The organism is Bradyrhizobium sp. 2S1, assembly GCF_011516625.5.
GTDB lineage: Bacteria > Pseudomonadota > Alphaproteobacteria > Rhizobiales > Xanthobacteraceae > Bradyrhizobium > Bradyrhizobium septentrionale.
In genome coordinates this window covers 5,357,867-5,375,840 of sequence record NZ_CP147717.1, presented here as the reverse complement: position 1 = coordinate 5,375,840, position 17,974 = coordinate 5,357,867, and the positions used below count along the sequence as shown (strand labels likewise).

Genomic DNA, 17,974 nt, shown 5'->3' with positions numbered 1-17,974 from the left:
CCAAACCGAATTTCCCGACTTCCCCGCCGCCGACATGCCCGCGATCCCGCAAGGCTTCACGGATTCATCTTGGCACAATGACAGCTGCCCGAACTTCACCAGCGAAGAGCTGGGCCTGCGCATCTGGGTTGACTATGCCGACAAGGCGCAGCGCGAGCATCCTGATGCCTCGCGCTTCGTGCTGGAGCCTTCCGATAACGAGGACAACATCACCGATCCGATCTGCACCGATGACTGGGCGGTGATCATCGAAGCCGTCGAGGAGGAGCGCGCCGAGATCGTGGGTTGCCTCGCCGAGCTGGAGAAGGCTGACGGCGCGATCCTGCACTGGCAGCTGGATGACAAGAAGTTTGCAGTGATGCTGAAGCGCGGCCTGATCAGGATGGAAGGCGACTGCCTTGTCCATCCGAGGGCGCGCAAGATCACCGAGCTGGCCTTCACCATGGTGCACCCCACCGATATGCGCGTGCTGTACCGGGCCGACAATGAAGGCCCTGCCATCATGCTGCTGAACCAGCTGATCGCAAACTTCAATGTGGGCGGCGGCTGGCAGCATCGCTGCAATGAGGAGGACATGCGGCACGAGCTTGATTCGCGCGGCTGGTACTCGGGCCTGCACGACAACGGCCACTACCTCGTTCTGAACCTCCACCTGATGCAGCTGGAGCCGCATCCCGATCATCCGCGCAACGAAACCATCCGATAAGGAAAGGCATCACCCATGCCCAACATCACCAACAAGCAGTGCCGCAAGGCCGTTACCGCGCGCTCGAAAATTTACGATGCAGAATGCTCGGGCCTGTACGTCAGTCTGAGCCCGACAGCGCCGCCGACGTTCTCCCTGAAATACACTTGCCCCATCACCAAGGAGCGGCTCACCCATTGGCTCGGCGTCTATCAGGAGCCCGAGCGCGGCGTGGACTATTGGCGCAAGGAAGCGTGGAAGCTGAAGGTCAAGATCAATGCCGGCGAGGACATCGCGCAGAGCGCGCGGCAGGCCCGCAAGCTGCAGGCCAAGCGGTCGGGGATCACCGTGGATCAGATCATTGACGAGCGCATCGCGTGGATCAGCGAGCTGGCGCCGATCCGCCGCAGCCATTTACGTTGATGGTGCGGACGATCCCGATCACCCCGGAGCTGCTCTTCGATGATCGCTGGCAGACTCCAGCTCCAGCCATGCAGCAGGAGCGCAAAGTGGCAGAGGCCGAGATAAGGCCAGATGAGCCCAAACCGATCCAAGCGAGGCCAAGGCATGCCGCGCGCTATGCCGATCCGGTATGCGGCAGCCGGGGCCGCCGCTATTTCCACATCAGGCGGTGGCTCTCGTGGAGGTGCAGGCGATGAACGACATGAGCGGCATTCCAGGCCCCGAGGAAGCGCGGGGCTTGCAGCTGTGGACGGTGTATGCTCACCCACGCGATTAGCCGCATATCTCGGTTGTTCTAACGGATCGGGCATCTCAGGAATGGGGCGCCCTTTTCGTTTATTTCATCCCGGCGGTGTTGTGGTGCTTCCCGAGGTCGATGCCGTTGTCTTCGGCCTTGAGCCGCACGTAACCGCGCATGATGGCTTCCCGGAAAGAAAACCAGCCGGAGCCGTGGCCTACAACTATCCGGCTATGCGTGTCTTTACGCAGAGAAAGATAGCGCTGGTTGAGTCTCTCACGCGGGAGGAGTGGGCGGTCTGACCGCTTGCCCATGATCCATTTGTACGAACCGTCGTAAATCTCCGCGATTTGGCGCCGGTCTGATGTGCTATCGGCCAGTGCCCATAACGCTTCCTCGAATTCCTGCGTATTGCGGTACTTCTGCGTGGCCTTTTCGTACTGGGCCTTGAGCGCCGCCTCAGTCCGCTGTAGAGCGCCCTTGATGCCCTCTTTGTAATGGCGAGAATCCGACTTCCGAACCTCTTCGGGGTCGTCGAACATGCTCCAAAACATCGACTCGCCGATCAAGTGGACGTAGTGGGGGAAGCCGTCGCTCACCTGCCCGACGCGGATCAGCGCTTCTTGTTGGAGCTCGACATTGAGTTTTGTCGCGACGACGCTCAAGATCTTCCATAGGTCGTCGTGATTCAGCCGCTTCAGCTCAATCGTTTCCAGAATGCGGCCGGCGGACGGGTGCGACTGCAAAAGCTCCGTCACGTCATGCATGATGCCACAGAATATGAACCGCACGTTCGCGTTCAGCTCCGGAATGTTGCGGATGAATTCGGCGAATTTCTCTCGCTCCGGGGTGCTATCAATGCGCTCCAGTTCGTCGACAATGACAATGGTTGTGGTGTTCCGCTTCGCAGCGACATACCGGATGATATCGAGCGCTTCGTTGAGCGACTGGGGCACCGGGATGGCGGCCGCACTTTGAGTACCACCCGACAGCCCGACTCCGCCCATTCCTCCAGGCAGGTTGAAATTGAACCCACCACCGGAGGACGGCTTTTCCATCCGCTGCTCCACGGGGATCAGGGCGTTTCCGATGGCTTGAATCGTCTGTCCGAAGTTGTTCGTCTTTCCGCACATCACATAGACGGGCAGGTTTTCGATGCCGGTATGCAGATAGGCCGCTGTCAGTGCGAGCGACGTTTTGCCCACGCCGCGGTCGCCGAAGATGAAAATCTGGCGGCCAGGAGATGCGAAGGCGCGGTCGATCGTGCGCAGTGTCTTCTCCCGGCCGAACAGCCGTTCCCGGGTCTTGATCGAATCCGAGGGGGTCAAATTTTCAGAAAGAACCGCCTTCAGGTCCTCATCAGTCACGCCACGGAGCGACATTCTTCACCTCGATTCGGTCAAGATTGTACACGGGTTCCCCGTTGACACCACCAAGAGGTCGTCGTCCTTCAGATCGAGTTGAAGGTCACGACAAAAGGCTCGGCCTGATCAGAAGTGATCCTGCACGCGCCGATAGGCCGGATGCTGCGGGTTCTTGATCTTGAGCCAGTGCGTGCAACGGCCAGCGCCACAGGCGCGCTCGCGGTGCTTCGACACCAGCCCTTCCAATCCCATCAGGCAGGCGTGGCGAAACAGATCGGGGCCGATCTCGCCTTGTTCGAACGGTGCGCATGGATGCCGTCGGCGCCGCGCGCGAGCAGCGCCGCCAGGTTCTGCTTGCGCAGCAACAGCGGCAACCGCCGAAAGTCATCGCCACCGCCAGCCAGCATGTCAAAGGCGAAGAACTGGGCTTCTTGATCGTGCTCGCGCGAGTGTAGTGCATCGAAGTCCGACATGCCGTCGACGCCGAGCACCACTGCTTCGCCGTCCAGGATGAATTGCTGCTGCCGCAGCTTGAGTGCCGACTCGACAATCCACGGAAAGCGCTTTGACCAATCCAGCCCGCCTTTGGTGATCAGGCGCACCCGGTCATTCTCCTGCATCACCATCATGCGGTAACCCTGTCGTCTACGCAGGCGGCGCCCGCAAATTCAAACTCCATCAGTTCTTAACCGAAGAGGTTGGCGTTCCAGCGTTGCGTCAGCACCTTTGGCAGGCAATCGGTATCGGGAACGCTTCTAGGAGCTTGTCTGGATAGTCGCTGTTCAAATCTGGTCGGGTCTGATTCAACATTGGGCGATGAGCAAGTATTTTCGGCCTTGGAACATCGATCAGACGCTGCTTCTGCCGCCGAATGTGCAGGACTTCGTGCCGAAAGGCCATGTCTCGCGGTTTATGGTTGATCTGGTGCGGGAGAGCCTCGATCTCAGGGAGATCATGGGCAGCTATGTGAGCGGGCTTGGGCAGCCGCCGTTTGATCCGCGGATGATGGTGGCGCTGCTGCTGCATAGCTATGCGAGTGGGCTGTATTCGTCGCGTCGGATTGCCAAGGCCTGCCGGGAGCGGAACGATTTTGTGATGATCGTGGCGCTGGATGCGCCGGATTTTCGGACGATCAGCGACTTTCGCAAGCGACATTTGAAGGCGCTCGGCGCGCTATTCGTGCAGGTTCTGAAGTTGTGCGAGACGGCCGGGCTGGTCAAGCTCGGTCATGTCGCGCTGGATGGTACGAAGATCAAGGCGAACGCGTCGAAACACAAGGCGATGAGTTATGAGCGCATGAAGAAGCGCGAGGCGGAATTGAAGGCCGAGGTCGCTCGCATGCTGGCGGCCGCCGAGGCGGCGGATGCCTCGGAGGATGAGACTTTCGGCAACAGCGACGAACTGCCGGACTGGACCGTCGACAAGCAGAAACGGCTGGCGAAGATCCAGCAAGCGATGGCGGCGCTGGAAGCGGACGCCAAACTGGCGGCGGAGGAAGAGCGCCGCATCGAGGCCGAAAAGGAACAGCAGCGCCAGGCCGAAGGCCGCAAGAAGCCGGGCAAACCGGCGGCGCTGCCATCGGAGGAACCCAATCCCAAGGCGCAACGCAACTTCACCGATCCGGAAAGCCGCATCATGAAGTCGAAGGATGGCTTCGTTCAGGCCTATAATGCCCAGGCGGCCGTCGATGGTAAGCGCTCCTTTCTACGCACCTATGCAGTTGAGCGCGGGGATGGGATGAGGTGTCCACCATGAGCGAGGTGGACACGATCGATGATCACTCCAGAAGAACCTTTGAGACTTGAGACGGTCGGCGTGTTGCGCAATGGCCGGCGTCGCTATGATCCGGCCAGCAAACAGCGGCTGGTCGAGGCCTGTCTGCAGTCTGGCGTGTCGCTGGCGGGGCTTGCGCTGCAACACGGCGTGAACGCGAACCTGCTGCGCAAGTGGGTGGCCAAGCGACAACTTCAGAACGGGGATGGCCAGCCGGAGGCGCGGGCGCCGATTGCGCCAGCCTTTATTCCGGTTCGCGCGCCGTCGCCGTCGCCAACTCGATCTGCTGGCGCGATTGCGGTTTGCGCGACGGAGCGATCCTGTGCAGGGCGGCTGACGGCATCGATGCCCAACGGCGTGACGCTTTCGCTGGAAGGCGGCGACGCGCAGTTGCTGTCGGCGGTGATTGAAGCGCTGGGGCGTTGCGATGTTCCGACTGGCGTCTGATCTTCGGGTCTACCTTCACCGCGAACCGATTGACTTCCGGGCGGGCATCAACAGCCTGGCGATCGTGGTCGAGCAGTCGATGGGGCTGGATCCGTTCCAGCGCGCGGTGTTCGCGTTCTGCAATCGTCGCCGCGACCGGATCAAGCTGCTGATTTATGATCGGTCAGGATTTTGGATGCTGCTGAAGCGGCTGGAGGCCGACAGATTCCACTGGCCCCGAAGTCAGGAGGCGGTGCTGACGCTGACGACGGAGGAGCTGCACTGGCTGCTTGACGGCATCAACATCGCGGCGGTGCGTCGTCATCCGGTGCGGCAATATCAGAGCGTGGGCTGAGCGTGTTCGATGCGGGCGGCGTCATCGGGCTTCGGCATGGCCGTTCTCAGATGACGCGGCCGAAGACATGACGAAGACATGGGAGCCCGGTTGACGCGGCGGCATGACTTCGATTCAAGACTCCGATGAGTCGCAAGCCCACGACGCACGAACTGGAAGCCTTGATCGCGGCGCACGCGGCCGAGATCGCGGCGCTGAAGGCCGAAAACGAGAAACTCGCACAACGCGTGCTGCATCTAGAGGAGCAGTTGCGCCTGGAGCGCCTGCACCGGTATGCGCCGAAGAGCGAAAAGCTCAAGGAGCGCATCTTCAACGAAGCCGAGCAGGCCGCCGCTGAAAGCCGGGACGACGACGATGTCGAGGCGGTCGCCGTGCCGGACACGGGATTGCCGGAGGCTCCAAAGCCGGCGCCGAAGGCACGCGGCCGCAAGCCGCTGCCTGACGATCTGCCGCGCCAACGCGTCGAACACGATCTGGGTGAGGATCAAAAGGACTGTCCGTGCTGCCATAATCGGATGCATCGGATGGGCGAGACCGTCACCGAGCAGTTGCACGTCGAGGTCAAGGCGTCGGTGCTGCAACATGTGCGGTTCAAATATGCCTGCCGTCACTGCGAGCGCACCGCGCTGAACACCCCGATTGTGACCGCGCCGATGCCGGCGCAGCCGCTGCCGGGTAGCGTCGCCACGCCATCGACGCTGGCGCTGGTGCTCGCCAACAAATACGTCGACGGCACGCCGCTGTACCGTGTGGCGGACGCGCTGGGGCGCGCCGACGTCAGCATCAGCCGCGGGACGCTGGGCAACTGGGTGATCCGGGCGAGCGAGTTGCATCTGCATCGGGTCTATGACGCGCTACAGCAAAAGCTCATGTCGCAGCCCCTGGTCCACGGCGACGAAACCTGGGTCCAGGTTCTTAAAGAGGACGGCCGTGATGCGCAGGCCAAATCCTTCATGTGGGCCTATCGCAGCGGCCAGGACTGCGCGCAGCCGGTCGTGCTGTTCGATTACCAGCCCGGTCGCGGCCAGCAACATCCTCAGGCCTTCCTGGCCGGCTATCGCGGCTTGTTGATGAGCGACGGCTATGACGCCTGGCGCACGCTGACAGGCGCGACCCATCTCGGCTGTATGGCGCATGCGCGCAGGAAATTTACCGATGCGCTCAAGGCCAGGACAAAGCCTGGCGGTCCGCCATTGCAGGCGCTCAAGTTCTTCGAGGCGTTGTACGAGGTCGAGAGGGTGGCGCGCCAGACGCCGCCCGACGGCGAAACGCGCGCCGCATACACCTTGCGGCTGCGCCAGCAGCATAGCCTGCCGGTATTGGCCGCCTTCCGGACCTGGCTCGACGACCAGGCGCCGAAGGTGCTACCCGAAAGCTTGACCGGCAAGGCGATCGCCTATGCACGCAACCAATGGGATTATCTGACCCGTTACACCAGTGACGGTCTCGCCCCGATCGATAACAATGTTCTGGAGCGCGACATCAGGCCGTTTTGCACCGGACGAAAAAGTTGGCTGTTCAGCGACACCGTTGCCGGCGCCAAGGCAAGCGCCGTGATCTACAGTTTGGTGCTGACATGCCGGGCATGCGGCGTCGATCCCTATGCATGGCTACGTCACGCGCTCACCGAATTGCCCCAACGCGCGCCAGACGCCGATATCGAAGATCTGTTGCCGTTCAATTGCACCGCTCAAAAAAACCTGCCAGCTGACAACGACAGCGGCTGACCGTCAAACGCTCAGGATCAATCAAGCCGTTCCGATGATCCCGCTGGGCCCCGGCGCCACGCGACGCCGCGCCAGCCGCGCGCGCAGCCTGTGCAGTAAAATGCGCGCTTACCGTCGATGCACATGCCCAGATCATTGTCGCGCAAGAACTGACCCAGCACGGCAGCGATCAGGGCCAGTTGGTGCCCCTGATCGAGGCCATCGAGAGCAATCTTGGCCGCAAGCCGCGGCAGGCCTCAGCGGATTCCGGCTACTGCAGCGAAGCCAATCTCGAAGCGCTCGACACACGCAGCATCGATGGCTATGTCGCGCCCGGACGCGCCAAGCACCCGACAGTAGCGAACGGAAAAGTCGGCGGCCCGCTGACACAGGCCATGCGAAAGAAGATCGACGATGGCGGCTTCGAAACACCCTACCGATTGCGAAAGCAAGTGGTGGAGCCGGTGTTCGGGCAGATCAAACAGGCAAGAGGCTTCCGCCAGTTCCTGTTGCGGGGCATCGAGAAAGTGCGCGCCGAGTGGACAATGATCTGCACCGTCCATAACCTCCTCAAGCTGTTCAACCTCGCAAACGCAGCCTGAGCCTGCTACTCTACAACAAATGCCCGTCACGAAAACATATCTGGACGGGCTCCTAGGGACAAAGTGGAGTTTGAGAGAGCCTTCTATCGCGCGTTTCCTGAGGCAATCCCGAAGGTCAACGACGGGCAAATCGATTTCTTCGATAAGCTGGGTACCGCAGCTTAAGCAGACACCGGCGGCCGCTTTTGTCTGAAGTATGAAATAATGATTCTGAGGAGATTTGCAATTCAACGCTTCGCGCCAGTCACGGCCTTCTGCGCTGCTCGTCCGCTCTCCTTCCGCCAGCAAGGAGGGCGGAAGCAGGTAGTAGGCTTTTGTTTAAGCGACTCGCATTAACCGTTTATCGTTACGCGAGAAGGTCGTCGAGCGCGTGAGTAAGGTCGTCTACATCAAAGTCATCATGGCTCGAGGCCGTCGAGGCGCTTTCTGCACTCTCGCTATCATCGTCCTCACCGCTACCAGCTTTGGAAAGATATAGTGTAGGTTTGTCTGCACGTTGCCATTCACCATCGCCGTTCTTGGTCCACTTTTCGGGATGCTGGGTGGGGTCAAGCACCATGTTCGCTTCATCCACCTCAACATAACCCATGGCTGCTAAGCGTGATTGTGCCTCTAGGCTGGCAGGAGTAGAATCAACTAACGGTCGTTCGCCGTCGAGCCGAAGTTGGTGTTCCAGCAGAATATCGCCTGCGTTGTCGACAAGTGGATGAGTGACCCGAAGAACTGTAGTGGAGGTGATTTCAGTTCGTCCGGGAAACTGATCCTTCCACTTTTCCCCTTCGAACACATCACTCATGCTAAATCCGCCTTCTGTTCTCAGAAGTCCAACACTCTTATTGCCCAGCTCATAGCTGAAATAGCGCGCGTCGCTCGTATGCTTTCTGGCAGAACCGACGCCTTTAGCAAGACCTACCGTGCGCTCGGCTTTTGAGGATACGAAATGCGAGTACTCTTCTGGGTTCGCGGCGATATGCCTGATTCGATCGCCATGAAAGTCCTTCATCTTCCGCTCGAATGAAGACCTTGAGATCTCTACCACAGGAGGTCGGGGAACGAGACAATACAACCGTGTTGCCGTCGAAGACGAACTAGCGTTGGGATCCGGCGTCTCCAAGTGCATATCTGCTAATTTCTTTTCGAATTCGTGGCAGCCTGCTGACTGTCTCGTTTCGTCAGCCTCGCCAGCACTCGTGGACGGGATATTGGATGAGCAACCAATTCTGCCATACATCGCGATTTGCGTTCCTACTGAGAAAGTCTTTTGTAGGTTGATCATTGCCAGGGGAGAATTATTTACGCCTACGCTCACTCACGGGCTATTTGACTGTAGGATGATTGGCGAAGTAGCTGACGAGAAGCTGACGAGCGGGGCGTCAAGTCCGTCTTCGGCGTGCCACGAGTGATTTTGGTCCATGGCATGGTGCACTCCCTCGAATCTTCGCAAATCCGAAGGAATCACAGCCGACCGAAATCATTCACTGCTTTTTCGGGCCGCCAACGCGAAGAAGCCATCTTCGTTGGCCGCACGGACATCGGCCAGCCAGTCGGCGGGCACGCCGATCTGCCGCTCGGTCCTTGAGCGGCGGGGCGTCCGCCCCCCGTTCGCCCAACCTACACCTCAAGCGCGTTGCAAAGTACCGGTCGTCAGGCGGTGAAAAGCCGAAGGCAATCCCGCGCGCCTCGTCAGAGCAGATGTGCGGCCACATCAATCGGACCAAAAAAAACGCACTCTCACGAATAGGACGGGCTAGAGCATTTTCCGATCACGTTGCGTCGTAACCAGCCGCGACGAGATAATTTTGGCATTCCTCGGGTGAGAAGCGCTTGAGAGCGTTGGCGATTGCTTGCCAGAGATCGGGCATGGTGCGCGCTGCGGCGGCCCGCAACAGGGCTTTCAGTTTAGAGAAGGCCATTTCGATCGGGTTGAAGTCTGGACTGTAGGGCGGAAGATAGAGCAGGCTTGCTCCGACCGCCCGGATGGCCTCTCGAACGCCATGGACCTTGTGAGCGGGCAAGTTGTCCATGATAACGGTATCGCCCGGCCGCAGCGATGGGGCGAGCAATTGCTCGACGTAGGCCAGGAAAGCGTCGCCATCCATTGGACCGTCCAGAACAAGCGGCGCGATCAGACCGTCGGAGCGCAATCCAGCGGTGAATGTCGTCGTCTTCCAATGTCCGTGTGGGATAGCTGCACGACATCGCTCGCCGCGTGGCGAGCGGCCGTAAAGCCGCGCCATTTTGGTGTTGGCGCTGGTTTCGTCGATGAAGACGAGACGCTCAGGGTCAAGATCGATTTGCCCTTCGAACCACTCCTCACGCGCGGCATTTATATCGCCGCGCCGTTGCTCGGCGGCGTGCGCTGTCTTTTTTTAAGTGTGATCTTTCTGCGCTGGAAAAAACGCCAGAGCGACGCGATGCCAGTCGATATTCCACGACTTTCAACAGTTCTCGCAACTCGGCGAGCGTGATATCCGGCTTCGCTGTCACTGCCTCCAGAATCAATTGCGAATGCGCTTCGATGCGCTGCGATTTGCGGTCACCGCCCTGGCGTTTAGGAACGATGTCGCCAACTTCCTTGAGGCGACCGCGCCAGCGGATCGCACTGGCCGCGCTGACACCAAAGCGCTCAGCAGCCTGTCGACAGGACATGCCACCGTCAATCGCGGCTATCACCCTTTGACGAAGATCAACCGAAAGCGCCCTGGCCATACATGCTGGCCTCCCTCGCCAGCATGCAGCTTGAATCTGACTCGCGCCGTTTTGGGAATCCCCACCCGATTCATTCCGGTCGGAAAATGCTCTAGGAGCCCGTCCAGATATGTTTTCGTGACGGGCATTTGTTGTAGAGTAGCAGGCTCAGGCTGCGTTTGCGAGGTTGAACAGCTTGAGGAGGTTATGGACGGTGCAGATCATTGTCCACTCGGCGCGCACTTTCTCGATGCCCCGCAACAGGAACTGGCGGAAGCCTCTTGCCTGTTTGATCTGTCCGAACACCGGCTCCACCACTTGCTTTCGCAATCGGTAGGGTGTTTCGAAGCCGCCATCGTCGATCTTCTTTCGCATGGCCTGTGTCAGCGGGCCGCCGACTTTTCCGTTCGCTACTGTCGGGTGCTTGGCGCGTCCGGGCGCGACATAGCCATCGATGCTGCGTGTGTCGAGCGCTTCGAGATTGGCTTCGCTGCAGTAGCCGGAATCCGCTGAGGCCTGCCGCGGCTTGCGGCCAAGATTGCTCTCGATGGCCTCGATCAGGGGCACCAACTGGCCCTGATCGCTGCCGTGCTGGGTCAGTTCTTGCGCGACAATGATCTGGGCATGTGCATCGACGGCCGCCTGGGCATTATAGGCCTGAACGAAGCCATCCTTCGACTTCATGATGCGGCTTTCCGGATCGGTGAAGTTGCGTTGCGCCTTGGGATTGGGTTCCTCCGATGGCAGCGCCGCCGGTTTGCCCGGCTTCTTGCGGCCTTCGGCCTGGCGCTGCTGTTCCTTTTCGGCCTCGATGCGGCGCTCTTCCTCCGCCGCCAGTTTGGCGTCCGCTTCCAGCGCCGCCATCGCTTGCTGGATCTTCGCCAGCCGTTTCTGCTTGTCGACGGTCCAGTCCGGCAGTTCGTCGCTGTTGCCGAAAGTCTCATCCTCCGAGGCATCCGCCGCCTCGGCGGCCGCCAGCATGCGAGCGACCTCGGCCTTCAATTCCGCCTCGCGCTTCTTCATGCGCTCATAACTCATCGCCTTGTGTTTCGACGCGTTCGCCTTGATCTTCGTACCATCCAGCGCGACATGACCGAGCTTGACCAGCCCGGCCGTCTCGCACAACTTCAGAACCTGCACGAATAGCGCGCCGAGCGCCTTCAAATGTCGCTTGCGAAAGTCGCTGATCGTCCGAAAATCCGGCGCATCCAGCGCCACGATCATCACAAAATCGTTCCGCTCCCGGCAGGCCTTGGCAATCCGACGCGACGAATACAGCCCACTCGCATAGCTATGCAGCAGCAGCGCCACCATCATCCGCGGATCAAACGGCGGCTGCCCAAGCCCGCTCACATAGCTGCCCATGATCTCCCTGAGATCGAGGCTCTCCCGCACCAGATCAACCATAAACCGCGAGACATGGCCTTTCGGCACGAAGTCCTGCACATTCGGCGGCAGAAGCAGCGTCTGATCGATGTTCCAAGGCCGAAAATACTCGCTCATCGCCCAATGTTGAATCAGACCCGACCAGATTTGAACAGCGACTATCCAGACAAGCTCCTAGCCCGTCTTATTCGTCAGAGGGCGCCTGAGAGGCTGGCGAGCCGACGCTGTCGCGGCTGGAGAATGCTCCGCGCCTGCGCGACGTGATCCGACTGACCTACACTTTGGTCGACGCATGGATGGATAGCTACCCGCGCGAGCCGGCATCCGTCACGCTCGACATCGATGATACCTGCGATGTCGTCCACGGCCATCAGCAGCTCTCGCTGTTCAACGCTCATTATGACGAACGCTGCTTCCTGCCGATCCACGTCTACGACACGGAGAAGAGCCGGCCCGTGGCGGTCGTGCTGCGGCCCGGCAAGACGCCGGGCGGCGTCGAGGTGCGTGCCCACCTGCGCCGCCTGATACGGCATATCCGGACGCGGTGGCACAACACGCGAATTACGTTCCGTGGCGACGGGCACTATGCCCGGCCGGAGGCAATGGCGTGGTGCGAGACCAACGGCATCGACTACATCTTCGGTCTGTCCGGCACCAAGCCGCTCGCCAGAAAAGTCGACGAGGCCGCCGACGACATCCGCACGCGACGCGCCATCGAGAACCTGCCGGTTCTGCGCGGCTATACCGAGACGCGCCACAAGGCAAAGTCCTGGGATCGCGAACGGCGCACCGTCGCCCGTATTGAGGCGACGATGCTCGGCCTCGACATCCGTTTCGTCGTCACCAGCCTCGATGTCGGCTCGGCCGAGTGGATCTACGACAGCCTGTATTGCGCGCGCGGCCAAGCCGAGAATCTGATCAAGCTGCATAAGACACAGCTCGCCTCCGATCGCACCAGCTGCCGTTCGGCGCTCGCCAATCAAGTCCGCCTCGTTCTCCACACCGCCGCTTAATGGCTGATGCTGACCGTGCGCGACGCGATTCCCAAAGCCCGGGAATTGGCCACAGCCGAGTTCGCGACGCTGCGCTGGTTCCGGTCCTTCGTGCCCGGGGGCCCAGGCCGTCGGCGTGAGCCGCTCCAGCCTGAGCTATCCGCCCATGGCGACATCAGCCCCTGAGTCGGTTCTGCAGTGCCTGCCGATTGGCAACGAGGTTGCTGAGGTTCAGCAGGTCTGGCTCCCGTCCTTGCTCCAATTGCCTAACCAGCGCCCGCGTGCCGTCCACCACGAAGACGCCGCAATCATAGCCGTTCCGCTGCCGGGCCATGCCGGCTGGCTCCAGGTGGAGGTCCAGCCGACCTGCGAGATGTTCTGCATCCTTGTGGTTGAGTCCCCCGTAGGAATCGTAGTGATAGGCGACCGGCCGCCCCCGGTCGCGGCGATCAACGAACAGCAGCGACCAATGGTTGCCGAGGCTATTAGGATCTTCAGGAACGGCATTAATCACGGGCAGGAACAGGAAGTCGGCTGTATCGTTACCATTATCGTAGACGATGCGCTGGAATTCGGTTAGCACGACGCCATCGTCGTTAGAGCGCAGATAATTTAGGACGATGAGGGGATTCACGAACCGCGTCCGGGCGGCGAGATCCGGATGGTTCCTCCGCAAATCCAGCTCCTGGAGCCGGTAATCCCTGTCGATATGCTCGTCGCCCAGCCATTCCGTGTCCTCGAGCACCAGCCCGTGGCCGTGGGACGAGGCTGTCGGATCTAAAGCCCCGATCTGAGCATCAGCGGAGGTGCTCGGAAATGGCCGTACAGAATTAGCATCGTCGCGTGGTTCGGACGGCGTGGGCGCAGTCAGATCAACCAATGGAAAACCACGGTAGGTGTCTGAGCGAGCCCTGGCAGCGGGCGCCGGCGCAAAGTGAGCATCGTCGCGCAATTCGGACGGCGGGGGCGCATCCAGATCAACAAAAGACTCAAGACCGCCGTAGGTGTCTGACGGAGCCCTGCTGGTTGATGGTGAGGCCGGCTCTTGCATCTGCCGCCGCGCCAGCTCCTCGCGCAACCACGCCAAAGCTTCATCATCCGAGAAGGCTGGCGCCGGAGAAAGCCCCTGCGGCGAGCCGGGCTGTCGAACGCCCTGGTGATGACCCGGTACTGGCCCGGCAAACGGCGGCGGAAAGTCAGGCGCCGGGCTCCAAGCATTGTCACGCAACTCGAACGGTGCGGGCGGATTCGGATGAACCGCTGCCTCAAGACCGCCTTCGATGTCTGAAGGAACCCTGGCAGAGTGCGCTGACGCTGCTTCCAGGGTCGGCCACATACTCCAATCAAAGTTGAGCGGCATCTGCGGCGACCAGGTTGAGGTGGACCTGGCAGGTTCCTGCTCTCGAGCTTGGACTATCTCCTGCGCCTGCTCAGGGGGAACCCCGGACCACGGTGGGCCGTCTTCCACCATCAAAGGCAGATCCTGATCGTAACCTCCCTGCGGCGCGCTGTGCGCAGGGGCGCCTCCGACGTACGTCGCGACCGCATGCGGCGCCGTGGCATCTTCGTGCCCGCTCGCCTGCATCATCGGCTGCGCCTGCCATGGCGATGCACCCTGTTGATGGGTGGGGGCCACCGACGTCAGCAGGCGACCGCCTGAATTGGCGATCTCGCTCAGCTGCCGCTCGCCGGCAAGGCCGTGCAGATTGTCTAGGGTCCTCGGCCTCTTCGCTGGCCGCAACTCAGCTGTGTCATGCTCATCGTTGATGAGGACCTCCTTGCTTGGCAGGAGGTTGCTCCTGGCAAGTGCAGCCATCGGCTCGTCCAGGAACTGCTGGCGGTCGTAGCCCCAGTTCAAGGGACGAATGGTCTCTCCGGGATCCGATGACTGGTCATGGCGCGCGGCTGGCTCGAGAGATGACGACGGGCCGGGTTCGTCCATCAGCCCCAAAAGCAAATCCTGATCGTAGCCTTCTGCAGGAAGCCGCTCCTTTGGCCAACTGCCCGCGTCCTGCGACGCGCTGTGCTGCGCAGCGGCGCCGCCGACGGGCATCGGCTCCATCAGTGCCGCGTCTTCGGGATCAGGAACGGGGGAAATATGGCGCTCGCGCTCCATCGCTTTAGCGCCGGCCTGCGATTTTCGGAGATCAGCCAGTGCGGCACCGATATGCCGATTACCCCCGGCGTCCTTCCTATAGCGCTTAACATCTTCATCCAACGTGTTGCCGGAAAGCCGACCAGCAATGCCCTTCTTGTTGTTTTCACGCAGGTAGTCACTGAAACTGCGTAGAGCAGCTGCATACGCCTTGCTGGTCCTTGTCGCTGCTTCGTTTTTGTACTCTTCGATGAGAGCCACGTCCTGGGGGTGAGGATTTAGCCCAGAGCGGCCTGTGATCGGCACGACTCCGCCCGTCGACTGGAAGGTCCGGAGATGGTCTATTGCCGGACGGAGTCTCCTGTTATGACCCTTTTCGATGGCCTCGCGCGCATCATCAGTCAGCGACTGGTCGTCGAGCCGAGCAGCAATCGGATCTTTGTTATTTGCTTTGAGCCAGCGGCCAAAGCTGCGAAGAGAACTTACATAGCCGTGGGCGGTTTGGTTGGCGGCGTTGCCATTGCGGAGGGCCTCCTCAAGCCCCGAAATAAGGCGAGCGTCCTCGGAATAAAGAGGCTGCTTGCTCCGCCCTTTCAAAACCCCAGCTGACTGAGCCGGCTGCAGCGCCGAGGCGGCCGGCATTGCTCCACCACCTCCATTTGAATTGGCGATCTCGCTCAGCTGCCGCTCGCCGGCAAGGCCGTGCAGATTGTCTAGGGGCCTCGGCCTCTTCGCTGGCCGCAACTCAGCTGTGTCATGCTCATCGTTGATGAGGACCTCCTCGCTTGGCAGGAGGTTGCTCCTGGCAAGTGCAGCCATCGGCTCGTCCAGGAACTGCTGGCGGTCGTAGCCCCAGTTCAAGGGACGAATGGTCTCTCCGGGATCCGATGACTGGTCATGGCGCGCGGCTGGCTCGAGAGATGACGACGGGCCGGGTTCGTCCATCAGCTCCCAAAGCAAATCCTGATCGTAGCCTTCTACAGGAAGCACCTCCTCTGGCCAACTGCCCGCGTCCTGCGACGCGCTGTGCTGCGCAGCGGCGTCGCCGCCCCGCCTCGGCTCCATCAGGGCCGCGTCTTCGGGATCAGGAACGGGGGAAATATGGCGCTCGCGCTCCATCGCTTTAGCGCCGGCCTGCGATTTTCGGAGATCAGCCAGTGCGGCACCGATAGTCGGATTACCCCCGGCGTCCTTCCTATAGCGCTCAACATCTTCATCCAACGTGTTGCCGGAAAGCCGAGCAGCAATGCCCTTCTTGTTGTTTTCACGCAGGTAGTCACTGAAACTGCGTAGAGCAACTGCATACGCCTTGCCGGTCCCTGTCGCTGCTTCGTTTTTGTACTCTTCGATGAGAGCCACGTCCTGGGGGTGAGGATTTAGCTCAGCGCGGCCTGTGATCGGCACGGCTCCGCCGCCCGTCGACTGGAAGGTCCGGAGATGGTCTATTGCCGGACGGAGTCTCCTGTTATGACCCTTTTCGATGGCCTCGCGCGCATCATCGGTCAGCGACTGGTCGTCGAGCCGAGCAGCAATTGGATCTTTGTTATTTGCGAAGAGCCAGCGGCCAAAGCTGCGAAGAGAACTTACATAGGCGTAGGCGGTTTGGTTGGCGGCGTTGCCATTGCGGAGGGCCTCCTCAAGCCCCGAAATAAGGCGAGCATCCTCGGAATAAAGAGGCTGCTTGCTCTGCCGCCCTATCAAAACCCCAGCTGACTGAGCCGGCTGCAGCGCCGAGGCGGCCGGCATTGCTCCACCACCTCCACCTGAATTGGCGATCTCGCTCAGCTGCCGCTCGCTGGCAAGGCCGTGCAGATTGTCTAGGGTCCTCGGCCTCTTCGCTGGCCTCAACTCAGCTGCGTCATGCTCATCGTTGATGAGGACCTCCTCGCTTGGCGGGAGGTTGCTCCTGGCAAGTGCACCCATCGGCTCGTCCAGGAACTGCTGGCGGTCGTAGCCCCAGTTCAAGGGATGAATGGACTCTCCGGGATCCGATGACTGGTCATGGCGCGCGGCTGGCTCGAGAGATGACGACGGGCCGGGTTCGTCCATCAGCTCCCAAAGCAAATCCTGATCGTAACCTTCCGGGAGGACCAATGGCTGACTGACAGCTCCCTGCGGCGCGCTGTGCTGCGCAGCGGCGTCGCCGACGCGCCACGGCTCCATCAGTGCCGCGTCTTCGGGATCAGGAACTGGGGAAATATGGCGCTCGAGCTCCATCGCTTTAGCGCCGGCCTGCGATTTTCGGAGATCAGCCAGTGCGGCACCGATATTCCGATTACCCCCGACCCCGGCGTCTTTCCTATAGCGCTTAACATCTTCATCCAACGTGTTGCCGGAAAGCCGACCAGCAATGCCCTTCTTGTTGTTTTCACGCAGGTAGTCACTGAAACTGCGAAGAACAGCTGCATACATCCTGCCGGTCCGTGTCGCTGCTTCGTTTTTGTACTCTTCGATGAGAGCCACGTCCTGGGGGTGAGGATTTAGCTCAGCGCGGCCTGCGATCGGCCCGACTCCGCCCGTCGACTGGAAGGTCCGGAGATGGTCTATTGCCGGACGGAGCGCCGTGTAATGACCCTTTTCGATGGCCTCGCGCGCATCATCGGTCAGCGACTGGTCGTCGAGCCGAGCAGCAATCGGATCTTTGTTATTTGCGAAGAGCCAGCGGCTGAAGCTGCGAAGAGAACTTACATAGCCGTAGGCGGTTTGGTTGGCGACGTTGCCATTGCGGAGGGCCTCCTCAAGCCCCGAAATAAGGCGAGCGTCCTCGGAATAAAGAGGCTGCTTGCTCCGCCCTATCAAAACCCCAGCTGACTGAGCCGGCTGCAGCGCAGCGGCGGCGGGCATTGCTCCACCACCTCCACCTGAATTGGCAATCTCGCTCAGTTGCCGCTCAAAGGTCGCCGCATCTGCGGACGGCGCCGCGGGTGAACTCTCTTGCAGGCCCGTGCTGTCCGGCTGTTCACGCACCCACTTGTTCGAGGGGAAATCCATCCCTTCTCCCTTTCAAATTATGAACCGAGCCTTCGATCTGACATGCAGGGAATCAGCAACAAACCACCCTTTACAGCCCTCGACAGGCACGCACCGTGAGCATCGGCAGCCGATGTGCTTCCAGTGCGACCAACCCTGTTAAATGGGGAAGCTGTCGAGAAACTGATGACGACAACGTGCCGCGAGCATGGTGCATGACCTGCGCGCTTCG

General features: G+C 60.7%; 10 protein-coding genes and 4 pseudogenes. 8 read left to right on the top strand and 6 right to left on the bottom strand.

Annotation, left to right across the window (positions count from 1 at the left end; translation table 11 throughout):
* Window positions 1-34 precede the first annotated feature (34 nt).
* Together HAP54_RS25410 and HAP54_RS25405 are read left to right on the top strand one after the other, a co-directional pair.
* Window positions 35-706: a hypothetical protein gene (locus tag HAP54_RS25410; RefSeq protein ID WP_175619482.1), complete on the top strand. Its 672-nt coding sequence runs from the start codon at window positions 35-37 to the stop codon at window positions 704-706.
* A 15-nt stretch (window positions 707-721) separates the two neighbouring features.
* Window positions 722-1,108, top strand: a complete 387-nt coding sequence (locus HAP54_RS25405; protein WP_166304688.1) for an Arm DNA-binding domain-containing protein — start codon at window positions 722-724, stop codon at window positions 1,106-1,108.
* 375 nt (window positions 1,109-1,483) lie between these two features.
* On the opposite strand, the gene HAP54_RS25400 is transcribed toward HAP54_RS25405, so the two are convergent.
* Window positions 1,484-2,767, bottom strand: coding sequence for an AAA family ATPase (locus HAP54_RS25400; protein WP_166304686.1), 1,284 nt, complete (start codon window positions 2,765-2,767; stop codon window positions 1,484-1,486).
* A gap of 233 nt (window positions 2,768-3,000) precedes the next feature.
* The gene (locus tag HAP54_RS25395; protein ID WP_166208368.1) at window positions 3,001-3,378 is read right to left on the bottom strand and encodes a hypothetical protein; all 378 of its coding nucleotides are present in this window, start codon (window positions 3,376-3,378) and stop codon (window positions 3,001-3,003) included.
* A gap of 187 nt (window positions 3,379-3,565) precedes the next feature.
* Between HAP54_RS25395 and HAP54_RS52815 the strand changes: the two are divergent.
* The 5 genes and pseudogenes from HAP54_RS52815 to HAP54_RS25370 all read left to right on the top strand — a co-directional run.
* A pseudogene (locus HAP54_RS52815) lies at window positions 3,566-4,438 on the top strand (transposase); the annotation flags it as partial.
* Window positions 4,439-4,522: 84 nt separating this feature from the next.
* Complete coding sequence (gene tnpA / locus HAP54_RS25385; protein WP_166205731.1) at window positions 4,523-4,969, top strand: IS66-like element accessory protein TnpA; 447 nt, start codon at window positions 4,523-4,525, stop codon at window positions 4,967-4,969.
* Window positions 4,950-5,303 (top strand): IS66 family insertion sequence element accessory protein TnpB, encoded by a 354-nt coding sequence (tnpB, locus tag HAP54_RS25380; protein WP_166205730.1) that lies wholly within the window; start codon window positions 4,950-4,952, stop codon window positions 5,301-5,303. The genes tnpA and tnpB overlap by 20 nt, the downstream gene beginning before the upstream one ends.
* A 125-nt stretch (window positions 5,304-5,428) precedes the next feature.
* Window positions 5,429-7,030: an IS66 family transposase gene (gene tnpC / locus HAP54_RS25375; RefSeq protein ID WP_166205729.1), complete on the top strand. Its 1,602-nt coding sequence runs from the start codon at window positions 5,429-5,431 to the stop codon at window positions 7,028-7,030.
* A 95-nt stretch (window positions 7,031-7,125) separates the two neighbouring features.
* Window positions 7,126-7,611: pseudogene (locus HAP54_RS25370) on the top strand (transposase); the annotation flags it as partial.
* A gap of 346 nt (window positions 7,612-7,957) precedes the next feature.
* On the opposite strand, the gene HAP54_RS25365 reads toward HAP54_RS25370, so the two are convergent.
* The 3 genes and pseudogenes from HAP54_RS25365 to HAP54_RS25355 all read right to left on the bottom strand — a co-directional run bounded on the left by HAP54_RS25365 (window position 7,958) and on the right by HAP54_RS25355 (window position 11,802).
* A complete protein-coding gene (locus tag HAP54_RS25365; protein ID WP_175619481.1) occupies window positions 7,958-8,614 on the bottom strand; it encodes an effector protein NopP in 657 nt (218 codons plus the stop codon).
* A gap of 760 nt (window positions 8,615-9,374) precedes the next feature.
* A pseudogene (locus HAP54_RS25360) lies at window positions 9,375-10,320 on the bottom strand (IS630 family transposase).
* Between the two features lie 147 nt (window positions 10,321-10,467).
* Complete coding sequence (locus tag HAP54_RS25355) at window positions 10,468-11,802, bottom strand: IS1182 family transposase (RefSeq protein WP_166295748.1); 1,335 nt, start codon at window positions 11,800-11,802, stop codon at window positions 10,468-10,470.
* Between the two features lie 98 nt (window positions 11,803-11,900).
* Here HAP54_RS25355 and HAP54_RS25350 point away from each other — a divergent pair.
* Window positions 11,901-12,773, top strand: a pseudogene (locus HAP54_RS25350) (IS1380 family transposase); the annotation flags it as partial.
* 79 nt (window positions 12,774-12,852) lie between these two features.
* Here the strand turns inward: HAP54_RS25350 and HAP54_RS25345 are convergent.
* A complete protein-coding gene (locus HAP54_RS25345) occupies window positions 12,853-17,763 on the bottom strand; it encodes a Ulp1 family isopeptidase (RefSeq protein WP_224741792.1) in 4,911 nt (1,636 codons plus the stop codon).
* Window positions 17,764-17,974 lie beyond the last annotated feature (211 nt).